Origin of the sequence: Arcticibacter tournemirensis (genome assembly GCF_006716645.1) — a bacterium.
GTDB lineage: Bacteria > Bacteroidota > Bacteroidia > Sphingobacteriales > Sphingobacteriaceae > Arcticibacter > Arcticibacter tournemirensis.
Genome location: NZ_VFPL01000001.1, coordinates 853,004 through 876,282 on the forward strand (window position 1 = coordinate 853,004; position 23,279 = coordinate 876,282).

General features: G+C 42.4%; 19 protein-coding genes. 9 read left to right on the forward strand and 10 right to left on the reverse strand.

Annotated features, from left to right (window positions below; genetic code table 11):
- The first annotated feature begins 55 nt into the window (after positions 1 to 55).
- The 7 genes from BDE36_RS03640 (at position 56) to BDE36_RS03670 (ending at position 11,543) form a co-directional block, all read left to right on the forward strand.
- Entirely contained in the window at positions 56 to 1,096 is a 1,041-nt protein-coding gene (locus BDE36_RS03640) for a FecR family protein (RefSeq protein ID WP_141813767.1), read from the forward strand.
- A gap of 151 nt (positions 1,097 to 1,247) precedes the next feature.
- Complete coding sequence (locus BDE36_RS03645; RefSeq protein ID WP_202618182.1) at positions 1,248 to 4,619, forward strand: SusC/RagA family TonB-linked outer membrane protein; 3,372 nt, start codon at positions 1,248 to 1,250, stop codon at positions 4,617 to 4,619.
- A 17-nt stretch (positions 4,620 to 4,636) separates the two neighbouring features.
- On the forward strand, positions 4,637 to 6,148 hold the full coding sequence (locus BDE36_RS03650; protein WP_141813768.1) for a RagB/SusD family nutrient uptake outer membrane protein: 1,512 nt from the start codon (positions 4,637 to 4,639) through the stop codon (positions 6,146 to 6,148).
- A gap of 126 nt (positions 6,149 to 6,274) precedes the next feature.
- Positions 6,275 to 7,486, forward strand: a complete 1,212-nt coding sequence (locus tag BDE36_RS03655; RefSeq protein WP_161987528.1) for a sialidase family protein — start codon at positions 6,275 to 6,277, stop codon at positions 7,484 to 7,486.
- A 78-nt stretch (positions 7,487 to 7,564) separates the two neighbouring features.
- Positions 7,565 to 8,629, forward strand: coding sequence for a glycoside hydrolase family 43 protein (locus tag BDE36_RS03660; protein ID WP_141813770.1), 1,065 nt, complete (start codon positions 7,565 to 7,567; stop codon positions 8,627 to 8,629).
- A gap of 213 nt (positions 8,630 to 8,842) precedes the next feature.
- Positions 8,843 to 9,919, forward strand: a complete 1,077-nt coding sequence (locus BDE36_RS03665) for an aldose epimerase family protein (protein ID WP_235904387.1) — start codon at positions 8,843 to 8,845, stop codon at positions 9,917 to 9,919.
- Positions 9,920 to 10,091: 172 nt separating this feature from the next.
- Positions 10,092 to 11,543, forward strand: a complete 1,452-nt coding sequence (locus BDE36_RS03670) for a family 43 glycosylhydrolase (RefSeq protein ID WP_211360905.1) — start codon at positions 10,092 to 10,094, stop codon at positions 11,541 to 11,543.
- A 128-nt stretch (positions 11,544 to 11,671) separates the two neighbouring features.
- Here BDE36_RS03670 and BDE36_RS03675 read toward each other — a convergent pair whose 3' ends face one another.
- The 9 genes from BDE36_RS03675 to BDE36_RS03715 all read right to left on the reverse strand — a co-directional run bounded on the left by BDE36_RS03675 (position 11,672) and on the right by BDE36_RS03715 (position 20,998).
- Entirely contained in the window at positions 11,672 to 12,457 is a 786-nt protein-coding gene (locus BDE36_RS03675) for a mechanosensitive ion channel family protein (protein WP_141813772.1), read from the reverse strand.
- Between the two features lie 119 nt (positions 12,458 to 12,576).
- Entirely contained in the window at positions 12,577 to 14,217 is a 1,641-nt protein-coding gene (gene groL, locus BDE36_RS03680; protein ID WP_141813773.1) for a chaperonin GroEL, read from the reverse strand.
- 157 nt (positions 14,218 to 14,374) lie between these two features.
- Positions 14,375 to 14,650 carry a co-chaperone GroES gene (locus BDE36_RS03685; RefSeq protein ID WP_109418203.1) on the reverse strand — a complete coding sequence of 92 codons (276 nt, stop codon included), beginning with the start codon at positions 14,648 to 14,650 and terminating at the stop codon, positions 14,375 to 14,377.
- Between the two features lie 238 nt (positions 14,651 to 14,888).
- Positions 14,889 to 15,227 (reverse strand): preprotein translocase subunit SecG, encoded by a 339-nt coding sequence (gene secG, locus BDE36_RS03690; RefSeq protein WP_128771347.1) that lies wholly within the window; start codon positions 15,225 to 15,227, stop codon positions 14,889 to 14,891.
- A gap of 13 nt (positions 15,228 to 15,240) precedes the next feature.
- Positions 15,241 to 16,446, reverse strand: a complete 1,206-nt coding sequence (locus tag BDE36_RS03695) for a hypothetical protein (protein ID WP_141813774.1) — start codon at positions 16,444 to 16,446, stop codon at positions 15,241 to 15,243.
- A gap of 64 nt (positions 16,447 to 16,510) precedes the next feature.
- Positions 16,511 to 17,020 (reverse strand): LptE family protein, encoded by a 510-nt coding sequence (locus BDE36_RS03700; protein ID WP_141813775.1) that lies wholly within the window; start codon positions 17,018 to 17,020, stop codon positions 16,511 to 16,513.
- 7 nt (positions 17,021 to 17,027) lie between these two features.
- Entirely contained in the window at positions 17,028 to 18,263 is a 1,236-nt protein-coding gene (locus BDE36_RS03705) for a sigma-54-dependent transcriptional regulator (RefSeq protein WP_141813776.1), read from the reverse strand.
- A 103-nt stretch (positions 18,264 to 18,366) separates the two neighbouring features.
- Entirely contained in the window at positions 18,367 to 19,788 is a 1,422-nt protein-coding gene (gene miaB / locus BDE36_RS03710) for a tRNA (N6-isopentenyl adenosine(37)-C2)-methylthiotransferase MiaB (protein WP_141813777.1), read from the reverse strand.
- 145 nt (positions 19,789 to 19,933) lie between these two features.
- Positions 19,934 to 20,998 carry a branched-chain amino acid aminotransferase gene (locus tag BDE36_RS03715; RefSeq protein ID WP_141813778.1) on the reverse strand — a complete coding sequence of 355 codons (1,065 nt, stop codon included), beginning with the start codon at positions 20,996 to 20,998 and terminating at the stop codon, positions 19,934 to 19,936.
- Positions 20,999 to 21,189: 191 nt separating this feature from the next.
- Here BDE36_RS03715 and BDE36_RS03720 point away from each other — a divergent pair, with 191 nt between their 5' ends.
- Both BDE36_RS03720 and BDE36_RS03725 read left to right on the forward strand, forming a co-directional pair.
- On the forward strand, positions 21,190 to 21,441 hold the full coding sequence (locus BDE36_RS03720; RefSeq protein WP_141813779.1) for a hypothetical protein: 252 nt from the start codon (positions 21,190 to 21,192) through the stop codon (positions 21,439 to 21,441).
- Positions 21,438 to 21,842 carry a type II toxin-antitoxin system VapC family toxin gene (locus tag BDE36_RS03725; RefSeq protein WP_141813780.1) on the forward strand — a complete coding sequence of 135 codons (405 nt, stop codon included), beginning with the start codon at positions 21,438 to 21,440 and terminating at the stop codon, positions 21,840 to 21,842. Before BDE36_RS03720 ends, BDE36_RS03725 begins: the two co-directional genes overlap by 4 nt.
- Positions 21,843 to 21,917: 75 nt before the next feature.
- Here the strand turns inward: BDE36_RS03725 and BDE36_RS03730 are convergent, their stop codons facing one another.
- A complete protein-coding gene (locus BDE36_RS03730; protein WP_141813781.1) occupies positions 21,918 to 23,210 on the reverse strand; it encodes an HAD-IB family phosphatase in 1,293 nt (430 codons plus the stop codon).
- Between the last annotated feature and the right edge of the window lie 69 nt (positions 23,211 to 23,279).

Below are 23,279 nucleotides of genomic sequence, written 5' to 3' on the forward strand. Positions count from 1 at the left end.
AGGGGTATAGGCCCTGTTCTTTACTTATAGATTAAACAACCATTTTGATCTAATTATGAGCAGAGAAGCCTTTCATCAATTATTGCAGCGCTATCTTGACGGAAACTGTACTTCTGAAGAAAAGAAGATAGTAGAGCAATGGTATGGATTGCTTGACAAGAACGATCTGCCTGAGGTTCCTGAAGAAAGCTTTAATGAAATAGAACAGCGGCTCTGGGATAAGGTAAAGCCTGAATCTGAATTTGTGGAACGTCGCGCAGAAAAGAAGGTGGTGAGATCAATGTGGATAAGGATATCCGTGGCCGCAGCCGTTGTTTTGGTGACATTGGTAGCCGGTCTTCTGACGCGTTATCAGAATGAGGAACCAGAGTTTTTGGCAGAGAACGCATTATCGAACCTTGGCGAGAAAATAAATCATACCGATCACAGGATAGCCGTCCTCCTTGAAGATGGCAGCCGGGTTGTATTAAAGCCGAAAGCGTCAATTTCCTACCCAAGGCACTTCAGCGCCAGAAAGAGGGAGGTTATTTTAAAAGGAGAGGCCTTCTTTGATGTAAGCAAGAATCCTGGAAGGCCATTTCTTGTGTTCAATGACGATGTTATTATTCGTGTCGTTGGTACAAGCTTTACGGTAAAGCCAGGCCGGGGATTTAGAAAAACAGAGGTGTTAGTAAGCAGCGGCAAGGTAATCGTGACGGAGAAGCCGACGAGGAAGAGCTTTGCCAGGCTATTTAATCTGGAGGACAAAGTGGAACTAACGCCTAATCAAAAAGCCACGTTTGACCCTTCGGATGGCCACCTGGAAGTCGGCTTGGTGGATGATCCCGTTCCGCTGATATCGCCTGAGAACGGCAGTCGTCAATCAGTTAGTTTTATCTTCAACGAAAGCCCCATCTCATCGGTTCTTGATGAGCTCGAAAAAGTATACGGAGTAAAGATTGTGACCCGTAATGATGCGATGAAGCATTGCACCTTCACAGGAGATCTCTCCGGACAAGATCTTTACAGTAAGCTTGAATTTATCTGTCAGTCAATTAAGGCTTCCTACGAAATAAAGGGTGTAACAATATATATCGAAGGAAAAGGATGTAATTAACCAATTCGTAAACAATAAAATATAGATTATGAAATAAGAGATACGAAAGAAGTAGGAAAAAAAACTGGCAATATGAGGGTATTGCCAGTTATAACCCATAAGGGTATTCTGTCCGCTAACCATTTTATTCACGAACAAAACTTTTAAAGTTATGAAAAAAAAGCGATTTGTTGCTTTAATAAAGACAGCAATGAGAGTGACTTTTACACAAATTTTTCTAGGTATTTTATTCACATGTGCTTCATACGCGAGCAATGTCACTGCTCAGGGTGTATTGAACAGGGAGATCTCTTTGTCAGTGGAGCAGGGCGATATAAAACAGGTGTTAAAGCAAATTCAAAACCAGGCAGACGTAAAATTCGTCTATAGCCCGTCGGCCATACGTGCAGATAGGAAAATTTCTATGAATGTGACATCAAAGCGTTTGGGGGAATTTCTTGATGAGGATCTAAGCGCTCTGTATATTAATTATAAAATTCTGGACGGTAAGATCTTACTGTTCAATAGAGAGAATGCTGGAAAGGCAGAGAGTGAATCAGCACTAAGGGTCAATGTTACCGGAACTGTCAAGTCTTCCGCCGGCGAGTCTTTACCAGGCGTAAGCGTCAGAATTAAAGGATCTACAGGAGGCTCTTCGACTGATGCTAGCGGACGGTTTGTATTAAATGTTCCGGACCTGAACGCAACTCTTGTTTTTACATATATAGGATTTACTACTCAGGAAGTTCCCCTTAATGGAAGAACGAATATCAGTGTTGTCCTTCTGGAATCTACAAGTAATCTTGAGGAAGTGATCGTTATTGGTTATCAGACTGTAAGAAAACGGGATGTGACCGGGGCGAATGTTACTGTAAGCACAGTAAACGCGGCTAGGGTTACTGGGAATTCCGTTGCTGAGTCTATACAGGGCTTGTCTCCCGGCGTGACCGTGAGAAATGGTGGGGCGCCCGGTCAGAATTCGACGATTGAGATCAGGGGGGTTGCCAGTTTTACGACTACAGCGCCCTTGTACGTAATAGATGGTATGATTGCAGACGCCAATTCAACTATTAACTCCAATGATGTAGAATCTATACAGGTATTGAAAGATGCTTCAGCTGCTGCTATCTACGGATCCAGGGCAGCCAATGGCGTGATTATAATAACCACTAAAAAAGGAAAAGAAGGCCCTGCAAAAATTAATCTTTCAGCCCGGTATGGTGTGCAGCAAATCCCCAAGCGTTGGGATGTGATGAACGCCCGTGAATATGCAGATTTAAAAAGCCAGGCATTCATTAATTCGAATATGCCTGTTCCTGCGAATATTTCTACAGGTTTCGATCCTTCTATTGATACTGACTGGCAGGATGAAACGATCCAGACTGGTGGTGTGCAGGACTATAACCTTAGTGCATCAGGTGGAACAAAAAACAGCAACTATCTAATTTCCGGGAGTTATTTTGATAATAAAGGAGTGGTTCGCGGTTATGACTTCAAAAGAGGAAGTCTCAGGATAAACACTGAGGCACAAAAGGGGAGACTAAAGATTGGAGAAAACCTCTTGTTAAGTCACACTTTAAGTAAGTACCCGGTTGGCATTAATGCTTTCTATGATATGCCACAGCTTTTGCCTATCATACCCGTTCAGAGTAGCGCATATATAACAGATGACAACCCATGGGGGTACGGTATCGGTACAGATGCCGCGACCACATATGCTATAAATCCGGTCGCTCTCAATAGCTTGAGAAAAGGGAAAGACACTTATTCAAAAGCAGTTGGGAATGCGTACCTTGATTTTAAATTAACTAACTGGTTAAACTATCGCTTTAATACCGGCCTTGAAGTGAGCTTCGACGCAATAAATGAAGTGAGAAAACCTGGCGCCTGGGCGTATAAACAGCCCGCAGCTACAGAAAGTTATGTACAGGAAACAAGGCGACGTTTTTTAAGTACCCTTTTCGAACATACCCTGAATTTTGAAAAGACTTTTTCAAAACACTCTTTAAATGGTGTCGTTGGTTTCTCCGAGCAAACAGTGAAAGTTGAGGATGTTGGTGCAAGAAGATTAGGGCTTTCACAGTATGAAGGGAATTACCTTACGACTATAAGATCAGCCGGGGGAGCGCAGACAAATTCCGGAGAAATTTCTAATTGGTATAAAACGAGAGGAATATTAGGACGCGTAAATTATTCTTATGATGATAAATATCTGTTCACTTTCTCGAATCGCTATGATATGGATTCTCGCTTCGCGGAAGACTACCGGAATGCCTATTTCCCCTCGGTAGGACTGGGCTGGAGGATTAGCAAAGAGGATTTCTTTAAAGTGAACTGGATATCGGATCTGAAGCTCCGCGCTTCTTACGGTAAATTAGGTATAGTTACTATAGGATCATATCAATACCTTTCCTATCTGAATCAGGGTCCAGTTGCTATTTTCGGGCCGGGACAAACGCCTAATAACGGCGCCACACAAGCAAGGCTCTCTAATGCAGATCTTACCTGGGAGGATAGGATAAGCAAGAATATCGGGTTAGACGCAACGCTTCTGAATGGCAGTGTCACCGCAACTCTTGACATATACAATACTTATTCAAAAAATGCCCTGCTTTATATTGATCTTCCCCGATATTTGGGGAATCTACAGGGTAACCCGCCTGTGAACGCAGCTTCTATTCGAAATAAAGGCGTAGAAGCAGCAATAACCTACCGGAACAATAAAAGTGATTTTAAATGGGATGTGTCCGGCAATTTTACAACGATTAAGAATGTTGTAGAGAGTGTTGGCAATCAAAGTGCTCAGAAAAACTATATTCAGGCCAATAATGCCCGTACACAGGTGGGTAGATCAGTTGGTGAGTGGTTTCTCATTCAAGCGGATGGTTTGTTCCAGAACCAGGCTGAAATAAACAATTATAAAAACTCTCAAGGCCAGATAATTCAGCCGAATGCAAAACCAGGCGATGTAAGATACAAGGATTTGAACGATGATGGGAAAATTGACGACGAGGACCGCGCTTTTGATGGCTCACCCTGGCCAACGTTACAAACAGGTTTTCAGTTTAATGCCTCTTATAAGCGATTTAACCTAAACTTACAGCTTGTTGGTATATTTGGTTATAAGGTATTTAACGATGTTAGGAGGGTTTTAGATAGTTATGAAAATACTAATTTCCGGAGTGATATCAATCCATGGACGCCTGACAATACTAATACATCGGACCCTCGGATAGGAACAGATGTTAATGACGTGGGGTTGTCCATTAATCGTTTAACAAGGACCAACAGATGGTTGGAAAACGCCTCTTACCTGCGCGTAAGAAATCTTGAACTTGGCTATAATATACCTTCCCGCTTATTAAAACAGGTAAGTGTGGGCAACGCACGGATTTACCTTAGCGGTCAAAACTTACTCACATTGACTAAGTATAAAGGACTTGATCCTGACGTTGTTGGTAATGGCATTCAAGAGCGTGGGCAGGATAATGGGAACTGGCCCGCTAGCCGAATTATTTCTTTTGGTTTTCAATGTGATTTTTAATCTATACAAAAATGATTATGAAAAAAGTATTGATGACACTATTTGTAACGTGTAGCTTGTTACTCAGTAGTTGTGTTAAAGATTTAACAATAGATAATCCGAATGAGTTTTCTATGGAGGTTTTCTGGAAAACAGAGACAGATGCGGTAAAAGGAGTAAATGCAATCTATAGTACGTTGCACAGAGGCCCGATGTCGAGGTGGTTGTTCTTCATTACAATTATAAGGTCTGACGAGGGCTACAGCACCAGCCCAGATCCGGACTTAAGGAACAACTTCGACAGATTTATTATCACTGATACGAATTACGGTAATATTGCTGATGTTTGGTTGGATATGTATATCGGGATATTCAGGGCAAACCAGGTACTTGATAATGTGCCCGCTATTCAGATGGACGAGACGAAGAAGCAGAGACTTCTTGGAGAGGCTAAATTCCTGAGAGGGATGTTCTATTATCATCTTGCCAGCATATGGGGAAGAGTGCCGCTGCAATTAAAAACTTCTACACCTCTCGATGCTCCACCTCTTGCATCCCTTGGAGAAGTATGGGGTCAGGTAGAGAGTGATCTTACAGATGCTGTTACTAAACTACCCGCCGTATATTCTAGTCCGGAAGACCTTGGTCGTGCCACCAAGGGTGCTGCTTATGCATTACTTGCAAAAGCACAAATGCAACAACAGAAATATACTGAAGCATTGCAACCGCTTCAATGGCTTGTAGAGGGTGAAGGTAAAGCCATTTACGATCTCATGCCAAATTTCAGAGATAACTTCCTTATTACTTCTGAAAATAACAGAGAATCCGTTTTTGAGTGGCAGTTTGCTGAAAACCTTGCCGATAATCATGATGATGATACAGACCCAAGAACTGGAAATCTCAACTATGGATCTTCACTTCCTCAGTTCTTTTCTCCGGTAGGCTGGTCTGACGGGGAAGCAAGAAGGTGGCCTGTGAACGAGTTCTTGCAGGAACAGACCACAAGTGGAGCAAGAGATCCGCGTTTGGCGGCTACTTATTTGTATAACTATACAGATGAAAGAGGTCCTAACTTTTCAATGATCTATGGACAGACATTTACAGCCCGTTTTGGTGCTACAAATGAAAGAATCTGGTTTCGAAAATTTTTAAATGACCACTGGAAAAATGAAGAGGGTTATCGTTCTCCTAATAACTACCGTTTCATTCGCTACGCTGATGTGCTTTTGATGTATGCTGAATGCCTTAATGCGGTAAATCGTACTACTGATGCATACCAGTATGTGGACAGAGTTAGACAAAGAGCTGGTCTGGCCCGCTTATCGGTTGTGAAGCCAGGGCTCAATAAAGACCAGTTTTTGCAGCAGATCAAGCACGAGCGGATAACAGAACTGACAGGAGAAGGTCATCGCTGGAACGACCTCGCGAGATGGGGCGAGCTCGGTCCACAATTGTCATCGAGGGATGAAGGTTTTGCCAATTTTGTCAAAGGAAGGCACGAGTACCTTGCTATCCCGCAAATAGACAGGGATATTAATCCGAATTTATGATAACAACCTACAGGATATAGCCGGACACTGCTGTATCCTGTAGGTTTATCCCGATGCACTCATGTGCTGAAGGACAGAAAGAAAAGAATGAATCTATCTAGGACACCTAAAGCAACATTTATAACGATGAAATGGAAATTAGAACTTTGGGCGGTGATCTTTTTTGTTCCTTTTTTGTTGACCGGATGTAAAAAGGATAAGGACAGCCCTGTAGACCCAAAACCTGAATCTCAGGAAAACTACCATCCCGATGACCTACCTTCAGCTGATAATACTTCTCCTTCTTTAACAATCAATTGGAGCAGCACGGCAAAGAAGCTTTCGCACGACATTTACAGCGCTGAATATGGTCGGGTAAAGAAATTAGGCGGCGACACTTTATTGTTACTATACCATTGTGGCATACAAGGTAACGAATGGGATAATATAGCTTTAAGGAAAAGTTTTGACGCCGGACAAACATGGACGACCGCCGAAATTATTGTGCCGGATAATGACCCCGCGTACTACGGTTTTGCAAATCCCGAACTGCTTGTTCTGAAGAATGGCTGGTTGATGCTCGCTTATACCGGACGGGGAAATCCGGATGACAACGCTCACGACAATATTCAAATTCGCATAAGCAAGGATAGGGGGAAGACATGGGGGAGCCCTGTTATTGCTGCCAGAGGCCGGTCCTGGGAGCCTGCAATGATCCAGTTTGATAACGGCGAAATAGAGCTTTTTTATTCCAGTGAAGCAGCATGGTGGCCTGCAACGAATCCGCAGCAGGAAATCCTCATGGTTAGTTCAACCGACAACGGCGCGTCGTGGAAAACCCCTGTTCGCGTTGCTTACATTAGCGGCATGCGTGATGGAATGGCAACACCTTTGCTGCTAAAGGAGAATAAAGGGATCGTTTTTCCAATAGAGTCGGTAAATAACTCCAAATCACCTTTTATTGTCTGGTCATCGGTGGATGCTAAGTGGAATTACAAAGGTTATGGAACTTTAGATAATGGAAGGAGATGGCTGGCGACAACACAGAATATATGGGGTGGTGCGCCATACATTATTCAGCTGCCTTCTGGTGAAACCATTTTGTCTGTTCAGGATGCGGGAGGGAGAGCTATAGGGTCCGACTGGAAGAAGAATACCATGCTGGTTCTTGTTGGGAATAGTGTGGCGAAGAATTTTTCGCGTATCTCTTATCCCTGGCCAAATCTTCCTACTAATGAAGGTGCCTATTATAGTTCTACCTTTATGAAAAATGATACTACTATTGTACTTGTTACTACAAGAAATTTCTCCGATGGACATAGCGAGATATTTTGGAAGGAAGGTGTGATTTCGAGATGATGTGTAAAAAATTAGAAACTTTGTACAAAAAACATTAAGAAGTAAATAAATCTTGCTAAGCTTGTGCTGAAAATATATATGCAAAAGCTTCTCTTTAGAATATTGTTTATCGTATTTGTTTTTGCTCCCTTTTCGGAAAGTGGAGCCCAAAGCGCTGAATTAACTACTTTTACTAATCCTCTATTGCCTTCGGGTGCTGATCCGTTCAGTTTTTATAAAGACGGATACTACTATTATATGCACACTTCGGGCAGCAGGTTAGTATTGCGGAAAACCAAAAGCATAGCTGAGCTGGCAACAGCCGAAAAGAAAATAATTTTTGAGCCTGAATCCGGTAAATCATGGTCAAAAGAGCTTTGGGCACCTGAGATACATTACATTAAGGGAAAGTGGTATGTCTATTTTGCAGCCGACGATGGAGATAATAAAAATCATCGGATGTTCGTCCTGCAGAACTCATCAGAAGACCCGATGAAGGGTGAATGGGTCTTTAAGGGAAAAATAGCCGATCGTTCTGATAAATGGGCTATAGACGGTTCCATCCTCGATTACCGCGGTAAATTGTATATGGTATGGGCAGGCTGGGAGAAAGATGTAAACGGGCAACAGGATATCTATATCGCCAGAATGAAAAATCCTGTGAAGATTAAAGGGAAAAGGGTCCGGATCTCCAGTCCTGTTTACGAATGGGAGAGGAACGGTAATCTGCCGGGTGAGGTCTCCCATGTAAGTGTAAACGAAGGCCCCCAGCCGTTAATGAATAAAGATAAGCTGTTTTTAATATATTCAGCCAGCGGTTGCTGGACCGACTTTTACGCTCTTGGTATGCTTACGTTTACAGGACGCAAAAACCTTCTTGATTCGGCAGCGTGGGTAAAAAGCCCGAATCCGGTGTTTCAGCAGTCACCTGAAAATGCGGTATATGGACCGGGCCACAACTCCTTCTTTAAATCTCCCGATGGAACGGAGGACTGGATTCTCTATCATGCAAATCCACGGCCAGGAGACGGATGCGGAGGTAACCGTTCGCCGCGGGCTCAGAAATTCACCTGGAAGGCAGACGGATCTCCTGATTTTGGGATGCCTGTTAAAACAGGCGTTCCGTTACCGGTTCCTTCTGATAAGCGTGAATTAAAAAACTGAATTTATCAGCAGAGAATTAATTAAAAAGTTAAATTTGAGACCAATAATCTTATTTGATGGGTATAAACCGTTAAATACAACAGTTAAGTTACTTCATAAAAACAATTATAAGCATCAATGAAAATCCAACTAAAAACCCCGTGGCTGTACGCAGCTTGTTTACTTGCTTTAGGAGCATGCAATAATCCATCAAAACAACAAAAAACTAGTAATATGACCGACTCACAAGCTGCTGCAATCCCATCAAAGGAAGCATTTCAGAAAACGATTGACGGTAAAAAGACCGATCTGTTTATATTGAAAAATAATAGTAATGCAAAAGTTGCCATAACAAATTATGGAGGACGTGTAGTTAGTTTATTGGTTCCCGATAAGAATGGAAAGGTTATCGACATTGTCAATGGGTTCGATAATGTTGACGACTATACAAAAGGAGGTGATACTTATTTCGGCGCATTGATTGGAAGGTATGGCAACCGTATTGCAAAGGGTAAGTTCAGTCTGGATGGGAAAGAATACACGCTCGCAACTAATAATGCACCAAATGCACTTCACGGCGGTCCAAAAGGTTTTTCAAGGGTAGTATGGGATGCGAAGCAACTCTCTGATAACCAGCTTGAGCTGACCTACAACGCTAAGGACGGCGAAGAGGGCTATCCCGGAAACCTTCACGTTAAGGTTACGTACACCTTGACCGGAAGCAATGACCTGGAGATTGACTATGAAGCGACAACTGACAAGAAAACAGTTCTCAATCTTACTAATCACTCATTCTTCAATCTTAACGGTGAAGGAAGCGGTACCATTAACAATCACTTAATGCAGATTTTCGCTGACCGTTATACTCCGGTAGATTCAACGTTGATCCCTACTGGTAAACTTGAGTCAGTTGAGGGAACACCGTTTGATTTCAGGAATCCTACAGCCATTGGTGCCAGGGTTGATCAGGAGAACACACAGCTGAAATACGGTAAAGGATATGACCATAATTTCGTAATAGCTGACAAGAAATCTTCTGTATTGAAGAGGGCAGCTACTGTTGTTGGCGACAAATCAGGTATCGTTATGGACGTTCTGACAAAGGAACCTGGCATTCAGTTCTATGGCGGAAACTTCCTTGACGGTTCTCATACGCTGAAGAATAGCACGAAGGATGAACACAGGACTGCTTTCTGTCTTGAAACCCAGCACTTTCCTGATTCTCCAAATCAGCCGTCATTCCCCTCTACTGTTTTAAATCCGGGAGAGACCTACAAAACTACTACTGTTTACAAATTTTCTGCAAAATAATCCGGAAGCCCCGGTTTTCAAAGACCGGGGCTTTTCTTTTTCTATCACCTGCCCTTCTGCTTTCGTTTTTTATTAGCCTCATATCATTAATACAGTGACTCAATTCTCATATCTAAAGACTCAGGTTTCAGCTAAAAGTCTCATATTCTTTTTTTTAATCGTTATCTTTTCTTTGAATATAAAGGCACAGCAGCTGGTACTTCCTGGCGACAATCCCGATCCTTCAGTTGTTAAGATAGGTGATACATACTGGGCAAGTGCTACTACTTCAAACTGGCTTCCCGCATATCCCCTGTTAAAATCAAAGGATCTTGTTAACTGGAAGATGGAAGGAAGTATTTTTAATAAACTGCCTGAGTGGGCCGACTATTATTTCTGGGCTCCGGAAGTTACCTATGATAAGGGTAGGGTATATGTGTATTATACAGCTCACAAGAAAAATGGCAACTTGTGTGTCGCCGTGGCGAGTGCCGATAAACCTGAGGGACCGTATCGGGATCACGGGCCTTTGATCTGCCAGGAAGTTGGTTCTATCGACGCCTTTCCCATGCGTGATGAAAATGGCAAGCTGCACATCATCTGGAAAGAGGATGGAAATAGTGTTGGTAAACCTACTCCAATCTGGATCAGTGAAATGAATGAAGAGCGCACCGCGCTCATCAGTGAAAAAAAGGAATTATTCAGAAATGAACAGCCATGGGAGGCAAACCTGGTAGAGGGCGTTTCAATGATTAAACACGGCGATTATTTTTATGCATTTTATGCTGCTGCCGGCTGCTGCGGACCGGGCTGTACCTACGTAAGTGGTGTTGCCAGATCAAAGAGCCTTTTTGGGCCATGGGAGAAGTACGATAAAAATCCTCTTTTGGTTAGTACAGAAAAATGGAAATGTCCCGGACATGGAACCCCTGTTGAGATGGGTGGAAAGTTTTATTTCTTATATCATGCCTACGATGCTAAAAGCGGGGCCTTTGCCGGACGACAGGGACTGCTTCAGGAATTTGTTTTTACTTCCGACGGCTGGATTCAATTTATGGATACCGCTTCAGATAAGTCAGCAATAGTGCCTTTAAGTATATCTGACGAGTTCAAAGGAAGAAGCCTCTCAGAACTATGGCAATGGAGCGTATTTCAGAACCTGGACTATAAGCTAACGAAAGGTAACCTGGAATTATCTGCCTTGCCGGTCGTCTCCGGATCTTACATCGGGCAGAAGACATACACCGCCGACTATACAGCAGATGCGGTCGTTTCTGTTGCAAGATCGACTGCAGAATCAGGGATCGCTGCAATCGGCGATGACAATAATATCGTGACCATGTCAGTGGCTGGCGACACGCTACGCGTGTCTGTAATCAAAAGAGGTAATGCAGCATTCATGATGGAAAAGACTGTAAAAACAAAGGATAAATTACACCTTCGCATGCAGGTAAAGAATGGTAAAGATATTACGTTCCTTTACAGTACTACGGGAAAAGACTTTAAAGTGTTCAATGACGAGAGCATAGATGCAACTTTTCTGCCACCATGGGACAGAGCAATCCGTGCAGGTTTGACTTCGAAGGGTGACGCATATAAAACAGCGGTATTTGAAAGCTTCTCGCTTAAGAGCATTGGAGAGTAAGGTTTTACGTTTTCGAGAGTTCAGCTTGTTTGATCAGTTTAGCAACAAATAAGCCTGTAAGTAATCGCTAGCTTTTAACACGCCAATAGCCAACAGCCAATAGTAGCTAACAGCCGAAGGCTGTTAGCTTACATCCCGGGCAGCTTAATTCCGGCGTTCTTAAGATCGCTGATCAACTTCTCTTGGAAGTTAAGTTTTGCATCAATAAAACCATGGGCGTTCACCCAAACGTTAACCATCATCTTATATCCATCAGGCTCAAGAGCAGAAACCCCTATACGCGGTTCAGGAATTTTTAAAATGTTCTCAGAACTTTTTGCTGATTCTTCAAGAATGGCTTTTACGGCCTGCATGTCAAACCCATAGTTAAATTTAAGTTCAATATCCATTCGCCTGTTACCCTGACGGCTTACATTAATGATAATTTCATTTGATAGCTTACTATTGGGAATGATAACCGTTTTGTTCTCGAACGTAGTGACAACGGTATAAAATATCTGTATGGAAGATACTATTCCTTCCTGTCCCTGAGCAATGATGTTATCCCCTGCTTTAAAGGGCTTCAGGACGAGTATCAGCACACCGCTTGCGAAGTTTTGAAGAGTGCCTGACAAGGCTAAGCCGGCCGCCACACTAAATGCTCCAATAACAGTGGTGAGTATGGTCAGCTGTATTCCAAGCGTCTGCATTACGATCAGAAGCAGCATAACCTGCAACGAAATAATGATCAGACTCTGGATAAAAGGCTGCAAAGAGGTGTCGAATTTTCTCTTTTCCATACTCCGTGCTAGTCCCTTTTTTACCAGCCTGATGACCCACAAGCCTACTAAAAGGATGATAATTGCCAGGATTAGTCCCGGTCCGTTACGAAGGATCCAATCATATGCTTTGTCGTAAAATTTTTCCAGTTCCATGAGCTCAAACTTAAATAAATTGTTGCGAAATTATCTGCCGAAGTACAATGCAATAAAAAACCCCGAAGCTAAAAACTCCGGGGCTTTAATTTATGTCCCTAAAAGGGCATTTGCGAATCTTACATCATTCCGCCCATGCCGCCGCCGCCCATTGGAGGCATACCAGCACCAGCTTTCTCATCTTCAGGATCGTCAGCAAGTACACATTCTGTAGTTAACAACATGGCTGCGATAGAAGCAGCGTTCTCTAAGGCAACACGACCTACTTTAGTAGGATCGATTACACCAGCGCCAATTAAGTTTTCATAAGCATCGGTGCGTGCATTGTATCCGAAGTCAGCTGTTCCTTCTTTTACCTTCTGAACTACGATAGAACCTTCGATTCCTGCATTTTCGCAGATCTGACGTAGAGGCTCTTCAATAGCACGACGGATGATCTGAATACCGGTGTTTTCGTCTTCGTTTGATCCTTTAAGATCAGCTAAAGCTTCAACAGCACGGATGAAAGCAACACCTCCACCAGCAACAATACCTTCTTCAACAGCGGCGCGTGTAGCATGTAACGCATCATCAACGCGGTCTTTCTTTTCCTTCATCTCAACTTCAGTAGCAGCACCTACGTAAAGAACAGCCACGCCACCTGCTAATTTAGCAAGACGTTCCTGTAGTTTTTCGCGATCGTAATCTGAAGTAGTAGTTTCAATCTGAGATTTGATCTGATTAACGCGGGCCTTGATATCTTCACCCTGGCCAGCTCCGTTGATAACTGTAGTATTATCTTTATCAACTACAACTTTCTCAGCCTGTCCAAGATATGAAAGGTCAGCATTTTCAAGCTTATAGCCTCTTTCTTCAGAGATAACAGTACCACCTGTCAGGATAGCGATGTCTTCAAGCATAGCTTTACGACGGTCGCCAAAGCCAGGAGCCTTAACAGCAACAACCTTCAGTGAACCGCGAATTTTGTTAACAACTAAAGTTGCTAAAGCTTCGCCGTCAAGATCTTCAGAGATAATTAAAAGAGGTTTGCCGGTCTGAACTTGTTTTTCAAGTACAGGAAGCAATTCTTTCATGCTGCTGATTTTTTTGTCGTAGATCAGGATGTACGGATTCTCTAATTCCGCTTCCATTTTATCAGCATTGGTTACGAAGTAAGGAGAAAGATAACCGCGGTCAAACTGCATACCTTCTACAGTTTTAACTTCAGTTTCTGTGCCTTTTGCTTCTTCAACAGTAATTACACCGTCTTTACCAACTTTACCCATAGCTTCAGCTATTAACGCACCAATAACTTCGTCGTTGTTAGCTGAGATTGAAGCTACCTGTTTGATTTTGTTGTTATCTTCACCAACTGCTTGCGACTGGTTTTTCAGGTCGGCAACAACAGCTGCCACAGCCTTGTCAATACCACGCTTCAAATCCATAGGATTTGCACCGGCAGCTACGTTTTTAATACCAGCAGTTACAATAGCCTGAGCCAAAACAGTTGCAGTTGTAGTTCCATCACCTGCAATATCAGCAGTTTTAGAAGCTACTTCCTTCACCATCTGTGCGCCCATGTTTTCAAGGCTATCCTTCAAATCAATTTCCTTCGCTACAGTTACACCATCTTTGGTGATAATAGGCGATCCGAATTTTTTGTCAATGATCACATTACGACCTTTAGGGCCTAAAGTAACCTTAACTGCATTTGCTAAAGTATCTACCCCTTTTTTCAGGGCGTCACGTGCTTCAACGTTGTATTTAACTTGTTTTGCCATTTTTGTTGTTTTTAGTTGTGAGAGATTAGATATTAGATTTGAGTCTGTTTATCCTAAATGTCTTATCTAAGCCTCGACTTTTAATAGTTTCTTTTTAACATTCGATCTGGATTATGAGGGATTCTACTCTCTCATTCCTCAAATCTCATATTTCTTTTTACAATACTGCGTAGATATCAGATTCACGCATAATTAAATACTCCTTACCTTCATAGGTAATTTCTGTACCGGCATATTTGCCATATAAAACCTCGTCACCTACTTTAACAGTTAACGGCTCATCTTTTTTGCCATCTCCAACGGCAACTACAGTTCCTCTTTGAGGTTTTTCTTTAGCTGTGTCAGGGATATAGATACCTGATGCTGTTTTTTCTTCTGCAGGAGCAGCTTCAACTACTACTCTATCTGCGATAGGTTTGATATTTAATGCCATAGTAATTATGAATATTAGTTTGTTTCTCTTATCGTCAGATTTTATGCCAAAGGATACGCAACGTATCTTAATGTGTCTTATTTGTCAAAATTTCATCTGTTATATATTTCTGTTTAAATTGATTTAACCTTCCAGTGTCAAGCTGTCATGGAGTGGCAGTGTTGTGAGGCTAGGTAGGGGTATATAAAAAAAGCTGCCCCATTCGAGGACAGCTTTTCTTTATTCTTTTTTTCTGAATTTACTTCTTGCTGGTATCTTTTAACCCCGGCAAAGTGGTAGGAGCAATAGGAGCAGCCGGAGCCCCTTTGTTAATCTGCTTTTGAATTTCTTCTGCTTCAGAATTTCTTTCACCACCTTTTGGAATGACAACATTGATCAGCAGTACAATCACCATCAGGCTGATGATAAGGGTCCACGTGCCTTTTTCAAGGAAATCGCCTGTTCTCTGAACACCCATAATATTGTTGGAGCCTGCGAAGCCTGAAGTAAGGCCTCCTCCTTTTGGTTCCTGGATAAGTATAAGAAATGCTAATAATACACAAATGACAATTCCCAGGATGATAAGCACGTAAAACATAATATCTTATTTATTAACTGATTTTCTTTTCTAATTCTTCAATTTGACCGGCAAAGTAAAGCTTTTTATCCGGGAATTTCAAACTTAATTTCTTGTAAATTTCTATCGCTTTATGATAGAGCATCTGGTCTGTATAAATTTTAGCCAGGGTTTCTGATACAAGCTCGAAATTATCCTCGGCGCTTTTGCGGGCCTTGTTCTCTGTATCAAGTTTATTAGCGACAGGCGGCCTTATCTGAGGCTCCTCTTGTATAAACTTTTCTATTATTTTATCTTCTTTCTTTTTAAGCTCAAACTCTATGGTCGTGGCTGCTGCAGCGGCCTCAAAGGTATTCAGCTCGGGTTGAATATGAAATATATTCTCGATAATCTGCTGATTCAGTTCTCCTGCAGGTGTTCTTTTAAGGTGGTGTGGATTTCTTACGAAAGGCTGATATGTTGCTGCGTGCTCCTTCCGTGTTTTATGAAGCCACCATAAGAACGTGTACGGCATTGTGTCATCGTCATATTTGGCTATATCTGAGTCATGTCCAATGCCTGGAGTTATCACTTCCCCGCTCACCGCTTTCCCTAATTCCGCTCCCTGAAGCGGATCTATAGGAGAACGGTCAAAAATAAAGTAATCCGAAGCTGCAATGCTTTCCAGGGCTATGGCGTTATTGCCTTCAATAACTTCTGTGGCCTCCTGCGGCTTCGCTTCTTCCTCTACCTCTTCAGAAATTTCAGTTACTTCTTCTATCAGATGTTCAACAACAGGGACCACCGTTTCTATAGCAATACCTTCAACCGGAGTTACATAAAGTATTTCACTATCATGAGGAATCTGGCTGTCTTCGGCGCCTTCAATAATAACTCCAGTCGTTTCCTCCTCCGTTACTGCGGGTTCTGGAACAGACGCTTCCTGCATGAACGCTGAAGGACTGCTGCTTTCATCCAGACCAGATGAAACAGGATTATTATAGAATGACTCAGGATTATAAATAAAGCGATGTAAAACGTCCCGCCTCGGAGCATAAGCAGCAGCCTTTTGAAGATAAAAATCGTAATCTGGGGAGTCGGCATGCTTCAGGGCTGACAGATAAGCAAAATGTAAAGGCTGACAATAAGGGAATTTTAATACCAGGTATTTTAAAGCAGCAATATCAGCATCGTTCAGATCGTTCTGAGGCAAAAGGAATTTTAGAAATTCGCCGTCCCCTGTTACATTTAGTTCTCCCACTGTGCTATATATTAAAACTTAAATATTCTCTTATAATCATCCTTCAATGTCTTACCTCACCGAGCTACCAGTTTGCAAACGCCCGGTTAAAGATGTCCTCTGTTAATTGGCGATTGATATTTGCTATTGCTGTACCTTCCTGCGACTGTATGTTACTACCCTGGAGCTGCTCGTATCTTGTGAACTGTTGCTCGAAACTAAGCTCGTTATCCAGAGTATTTATAAATTTTACACTTACCGTAATGGTTAGCCTCATTGCTTCAGCACGCTCATTTCCTGTAATTGCTGCCGGTTTAATGCTATAATCTGTGATACGGCCTTCAAAAATACCATCGCCATTTTCTCTCACAATGCTTAGGCGCGACTGACTTCTGATTCGCTCTTTCAGCGCTTCGGTAAATTGCTGACTGAGGGTCGCCACTACTATTGGTGCGTTATTTTCGAAAAATTGAACGGTCACCGTTTTCATGTTAGCGGGAATTGACGCTCCGGAAAAGCTGTAGATCCCGCACGACTGTGATAAAAACAGGAAAGGAAGAATCAGCCAGAGGCTTTTTTGCTTAATAATTTTCATTTTCAAATTAACTGAGGTTTAGCTCTTTTATTTTACGGTAAAGAGTACGTTCAGATATTCCCAGTTCCTGTGCTGCAAGCTTCCGTTTCCCTTTGTGTTTCTTCAGAGCTTTTTTTATCAGGTCTGATTCCTTTTCTATCAGCGAGAGCGACTCTTCCACTTCTTCCGTATGAGGGGCGAAGTTAAACTCACTCTTTTTATCTTTTTCCGGTTGATGCAGCAGAATGGGCTGCAGGTTTTGAGGCGCGGGCGGGAACTCGGGCTCGTGGTAGAGTTGATTAAAAATCTGGGGATTTTCCCGTAAAGCTGAAGTGTTGCCTCCATCACGGATAATCTCCGCAACCAGTTTTTTCAGGTCTACCATATCCCTTTTCATATCAAACAGAACTTTATAGAGAATATCTCTTTCTGAAAAGTCGTCTTTCGCATCCTGTTTGATCCTCATAGGTAAAGTAGAACCCTGATCCTGCGGTATATAATGCAGAAGGTTTTGAGCAGTGAGGTTCCTGTCTTTTTCGAGCACTGCAATCTGTTCCGCCACGTTCTTTAGCTGCCGGACATTTCCCGGCCAGGAGTAATTAGTTAACAGTTGCTGCGCGTCAGGATCAAGCTGGACAGAGGGACTTCTGTATTTGGCGGTGAAATCAGAAATAAATTTCCTGAAAATCAGGTGAATATCTTCTTTTCGCTCTCGTAGAGGCGGTATTTTAAGGGGCACGGTACTTAAACGGTAATACAAGTCTTCCCTGAACTTTCCATTTTTTACCGCGTCGTAAACATCTACGTTTGTTGCCGCAATTATACGCACATCAGTTTTTTGCACTTTGGAGGATCCTACTCTCAGGTATTCACCTGATTCAAGCACCCGTAAAAGTCGTGCCTGGGTTCCAACCGGAAGTTCCGCTACTTCATCCAGGAAAATAGTGCCACCATTTACTACTTCGAAGTAACCCTTTCGGGCCTCATGAGCTCCTGTAAAAGAGCCTTTCTCGTGACCGAATAATTCGGAGTCGATTGTACCTTCAGGAATTGCGCCGCAGTTCACAGCAATAAAGGGGCCGTGCTTTCGCGCACTCAGCTGATGGATAATATGCGAAAATACTTCTTTACCGCTTCCACTTTCGCCAGTGATCAGAACTGAAATATCTGTAGGTGCCACCTGCCGGGCAATATCTATCGCCCTGTTAAGCAATGGTGAGTTGCCTATTATTCCGAAACGGTTTTTTATATCCTGAATATCCATGTATATTTAGTATCAAGTAGTTAGTATCAAGTATCAAGATGCAAGTACCAAGAGCCATTTTTATTGTCCTGATACTTGCATCTTGTGTCTTGATACTAACCTGCTATTCAACAATTTTACCAATAAGCGTTGCAGTCGTACAGCGTTCAACGAACACATTCACGTACTGCCCCGGTTTATAATTTTTGTCCGCCGGAAATACCACCGTTGCATTCTGATCACTCCTGCCTGCATAATCAAGTTCTGACTTTTTCGAGAAACCCTCGATAAGTACTTTTTGAACTTTCCCTACCTGCTGAAGCAGCCGTTCGTGTGAATGCTGCTGCTGCTTCCTGACAATTTCATTCAGCCTGCGCTTCTTTACATCGTCAGGAATATCATCAGTGAATCTTTTAGCTGCCAGTGTTCCGGGTCTTTCAGAGTACATGAACATGTATGCAAAATCATACTTTACATAATCCATCATGCTCAGTGTATCCTTGTGCTCTTCTTCCGTTTCTGTACAAAAGCCGGCAATAACATCAGTGGAAATTGCGCATTCGGGGATGATACGACGAATGCTGTTTATTCTTTCTGTATACCATTCCCGGTCGTACGTGCGGTTCATTATTTCAAGTACCCTCGAATTGCCCGACTGGATGGGCAAGTGGATATACTTACATATATTTTCATGCTGTGCCATGGTATATAACACTTCATCGGTAATATCTTTCGGATGCGAAGTTGAAAAACGGATCCTAAGATCAGGACTTACAAGAGCAACCTGTTCAAGAAGGCCGGCGAAGTTTACGCTTTCTGTTCCATCTTCAGAAGTCCATTTATACGAATCTACGTTCTGTCCTAGCAAAGTCACTTCCCTGTAACCTAGGTCGAATAACTCCTGAGCCTCTTTAACGATAGAATGTGCATCGCGGCTGCGTTCCCGTCCTCTGGTGAAGGGAACAACACAAAAGGAACACATATTGTCACATCCCCTCATGATAGAGATGAATGCAGTGATTCCATTTGAATTTAGCCTCACCGGATTAATATCGGCATAGGTTTCTTCGCGCGAAAGCAGTACGTTGACAGCACGGCTACCGTCGTCCACTTTATCGATCAGGTTAGGAAGATCACGATACGCATCAGGCCCAACAACCACATCTACCAGCTTTTCTTCCTCGAGGAACTTAGATTTCAGTCGTTCTGCCATACAGCCAAGTACGCCAACCACCATTCCCGGGTTCCTGCTTTTTACAGCACCAAACTCACGCAGGCGGTTTCGCACCCTTTGTTCAGCATTTTCACGAATAGAACAGGTATTGATGAAAATAACATCGGCTTCTTTGTAATCCGCGGTGGTTTCAAACCCCATATCCGTCATAATCGAAGCAACGATCTCGCTGTCGGAGAAGTTCATCGCGCAGCCATAACTTTCGATATAAAGCTTCCGGCCGTTATTTTTAGTGGAGGTACTTTCGAGCATTAACGCTTCTCCCTGCCTCGCTTCATCATGTTCTTTTACACTGCTCTGCAAATTGTACATACTATTCTGCTTTGAAGTGCAAAAGTACGAACATTTTGTATAAATGACAGGATGGCAGGCAGGTTTTATTGAAGAGTTCGCTGGGTGCGATGCTTTATGATAGCAGGGGAGGATAGCTCCCCTGCATATTCTCTATGTTTGGACTTTATACGGTATAGTTCCAGCCAAATTCGTCCGCTACTTTTCCATAGCGGATTTCATTAAGCGCTTTGAGTGTTCTGTTCGAAAACTCGGCTTTAGTGGTGTCAGGCAGGTGATAAAGTTCACCTTCCGACCCAATACTGGCAATCGGCGCAATGGTAGCTGCTGTTCCAACTCCGAAAGCTTCCGTTAATTTTCCGTTTTTAAGCGCGTCAATCACTTCAGCAACCGAAACACGTCTTTCTTCAACGGGAATACCCCATTTTCTCGCAAGTGTCAGAACACTGTCGCGGGTGACACCTTTGAGAATGGTATCCCGCGTAGACGGAGTGATCAGGGTACCATCAATCATGAACATAACATTTGCGGCTCCAAGCTCCTCGACGAATGCATGGTCGCGGCCATCTGTCCAGATAAGCTGATCGAAGCCTTCTTTCATGGCTTCCTGAGCTGGAAGCAATGATCCGGCGTAATTTCCTGCTGCTTTAGCAAACCCGAATCCGCCTTCACTTGCACGTGAGTATTTGGTTTCAACCTTCACCTTTAAAGGCTTTGAAAAATATGCTCCTACCGGTCCTGTAAGAACCATGTACTTATATGTCTTAGAAGGCTGAACTCCCAGGTAAGGATCTGTAGAGAACATGAATGGCCTGATATACAGCGAATGATGTGCTGCTGTCGGGATCCAGTCCCGGTCGAGATCCACCAGCGCAGCTATGCTCTGCACAAAGATATCTTCGGGAAGCTCCGGAGCGCATAAGCGTTCTGCCGATTTATTAAAACGTTCTGCATTCTTGTACGGACGGAAAACAGTTACTTTTCCATCATCGTGTTTATAAGCCTTCAGTCCTTCAAAAAAAGCTTGCCCATAATGGAGCACTGAAATAGCAGGACTAAAAGAGATATCGCCATAAGGGACTATCTGGAAATTTTTCCATTCGCCGTCTTCGTAATCGGCAGTAAACATGTGGTCGGAAAATACTTTTCCGAAGGGTAAATGACTGAAATCTGTTTCTTCCAGCCTTGACTTGTTCGTTTTTGTGATCTTTATATCAAGTGTATCTGTCACGGCATCAGAGGTTTTATAGAATACTTTTACAAAGTAACAGTTTTTTGAGGAGTAAAAGGGGAGAATTTGCGAATTCTTTGTTTCTCTATAATTGTTAGCTGCCGGGTTATTTCACTTGTTTCAATAAACTAACTGTTTTGACTTATGTTATTTTAGAACACCGGAAGTAAAGAAATTCTTATATTTGAATAATGAGAGCAACAGATTTGAATGGACGATTAATTGATACTTATCTTGAAATGCTCAGGAACCTAAGCCAGGATCATAAGCTTGATCTAATTTCTAAGCTTTCGGAATCATTAAAAACTCAGCGGAATGGCTCTAGTACGGAGAAAGCTTTAAATGATCTTTACGGGGCTTTTAAATCGGAGGAACAGGCAGATGAAATAATTGCTGCTTTACGGGATTCCAGACGTTTTACACGTGGCATTGAAGAATTGTGAAAAAATATCTCCTTGATACTAATATTTGCATTTATTTCCTCAAAGGCCTTTATGACATCCATTCAAGGATTGAAAAAGAGGGGATAGGTAATTGTTATATTTCAGAAATTACAGTTGCAGAGCTGAAATATGGTGCTGAGAATAGCAAAACTGAAAGGAAAACAGAGAATAGAAGAGTCGTCGCTGAGTTTATTCAGATGTTTACTATATTGCCAATTTTTAATAGCCTTGATATTTATGCTTCTGAAAAAGCGCGGTTAAGGAAATCTGGGCTTCCTGTGGACGACTTTGATCTCTTAATTGGTGCAACTTCAATAGCAAACCGCATGGTAATGGTTACGAATAATTATAATCATTTTGAAAGAATTAAAGATATAAAGCTGGAAGACTGGACTAAATAGGAGAAAGGTCTTGCAGTACCTGACCACCAAGATACTATAAAACCTATACATCAACCCGGAATCACAACCCGGCCCTTAATACAATATCCTGAATTTAATCGTTTGCTCGATTTCTTTCAGTTCTTTCAGCACCTGCGGATCATATTCAGTAACCACGTCGGTTATAGCATAACCTATCTGGTGATTAGTCATCAGGAACTGGCCAACAATGTTAATATTGTTGCGTGCGTATACCTGATTGATCTGCGCCATTATTCCCGGAACATTTTTATGAATATGGATCAAACGATGGGCATTTCCAACTTTTGGTAATTGGAGGCTTGGAAAATTGCCGCTTAAATAGGTATCACCATTATTAATAAAAGTCGCCATCCTTTTAGGGATAAACTGTGCGTTACGGGGATTCTGTTTAGGATCATCGAAAACTACAATCCCCATTTCCGTGGCTATTTCATGAGATAATTTGTGCCGGCTGTTTCCAAGGTATCCTATTGTTTTCAACTTAACAGCCCTTTCAAGCTGAACATCGTCCAGTTTTTCGCCATCGCCCAGCAATAGCATGCCTACATCTGCAACGTATTTTTCTTCAAAAGTTGGCTTTTGACGGATAGAGAAGCCGTCCTTGCTCAATACTTTTATCGCTTCTTCGGGCACACCGCCCACGATCAGGCACAGGATTCGGTTCTTTGGATATGAAATAGCACGTGGAAGGTTATTGACGTATAAAAACTCATCGAAGCTTGGTGTAACATGATCAGCCTTTTCAAGGATGCTCTGACGCGCAATATTCTCTGTAAATGCATAGAACTTTTGTATCAACCCGGATTCCTTTAGCTGGAAGTCAGAATGCCCATCACCTATTCCAAAGATGTTTCCCTGTAATTGCAGCTGTTTCAATAATTTAACCTTTCCCCCCTCTTCCGAAAGCGGGTTCGTTTCATCGTACCCTATGATATTGCCTTTATCATCAAACTTAAAAGTATTGGCATAAATATTCTCTCTTTTGATGTAGTAGGGGAGCACAACGGGAGTGATAAACTCCTTAAATCCTCCGGAAACAATCAAAACCTCATCTGCGTGTTTTTTGAAGAAATCACGGTTGCGCGAGAATGAAGATGACACTTTTTTCTTGAGGCGGCTTACAAGCAGTTTAAGATGTTCTTCATTAGCATGAAGAAGCTGGACCCTTCCCGAAAGACTCTCCCGGAATGAAAGTTTTCCTTCCATAGCGGCATTGGTAAGATCTTCAATCTTCTTATATATAGCTTCCCTTTCAGGGTGTTTTTTTAAAGATATCCTTACCAGTTCGTCTAACGCCTCAACCTGCGTAAATGTGCTGTCAAAATCTATTATGTAATAATTCTTCATTTTATATTCGATAGGGACAAAACTAATTTTGTTACCAACCCGTCAGCCCCTTTTTCTATTTACTTGCTA

Bases quoted from the DNA above. Each gene is read 5' to 3' on its own strand.
- BDE36_RS03730 (WP_141813781.1), bottom strand. From the start codon at position 23,210: ATGAAGAATTATTACATAATAGATTTTGACAGCACATTTACGCAGGTT.
- BDE36_RS03650 (WP_141813768.1), top strand. From the start codon at position 4,637: ATGAAAAAAGTATTGATGACACTATTTGTAACGTGTAGCTTGTTACTC.
- BDE36_RS03705 (WP_141813776.1), bottom strand. From the start codon at position 18,263: ATGGATATTCAGGATATAAAAAACCGTTTCGGAATAATAGGCAACTCA.
- BDE36_RS03640 (WP_141813767.1), top strand. From the start codon at position 56: ATGAGCAGAGAAGCCTTTCATCAATTATTGCAGCGCTATCTTGACGGA.
- BDE36_RS03645 (WP_202618182.1), top strand. From the start codon at position 1,248: ATGAAAAAAAAGCGATTTGTTGCTTTAATAAAGACAGCAATGAGAGTG.
- BDE36_RS03675 (WP_141813772.1), bottom strand. From the start codon at position 12,457: ATGGAACTGGAAAAATTTTACGACAAAGCATATGATTGGATCCTTCGT.
- BDE36_RS03720 (WP_141813779.1), top strand. From the start codon at position 21,190: ATGAGAGCAACAGATTTGAATGGACGATTAATTGATACTTATCTTGAA.
- BDE36_RS03660 (WP_141813770.1), top strand. From the start codon at position 7,565: ATGCAAAAGCTTCTCTTTAGAATATTGTTTATCGTATTTGTTTTTGCT.
- BDE36_RS03685 (WP_109418203.1), bottom strand. From the start codon at position 14,650: ATGGCATTAAATATCAAACCTATCGCAGATAGAGTAGTAGTTGAAGCT.
- groL (WP_141813773.1), bottom strand. From the start codon at position 14,217: ATGGCAAAACAAGTTAAATACAACGTTGAAGCACGTGACGCCCTGAAA.
- miaB (WP_141813777.1), bottom strand. From the start codon at position 19,788: ATGTACAATTTGCAGAGCAGTGTAAAAGAACATGATGAAGCGAGGCAG.
- BDE36_RS03655 (WP_161987528.1), top strand. From the start codon at position 6,275: ATGAAATGGAAATTAGAACTTTGGGCGGTGATCTTTTTTGTTCCTTTT.
- BDE36_RS03665 (WP_235904387.1), top strand. From the start codon at position 8,843: ATGACCGACTCACAAGCTGCTGCAATCCCATCAAAGGAAGCATTTCAG.
- BDE36_RS03700 (WP_141813775.1), bottom strand. From the start codon at position 17,020: ATGAAAATTATTAAGCAAAAAAGCCTCTGGCTGATTCTTCCTTTCCTG.
- secG (WP_128771347.1), bottom strand. From the start codon at position 15,227: ATGTTTTACGTGCTTATCATCCTGGGAATTGTCATTTGTGTATTATTA.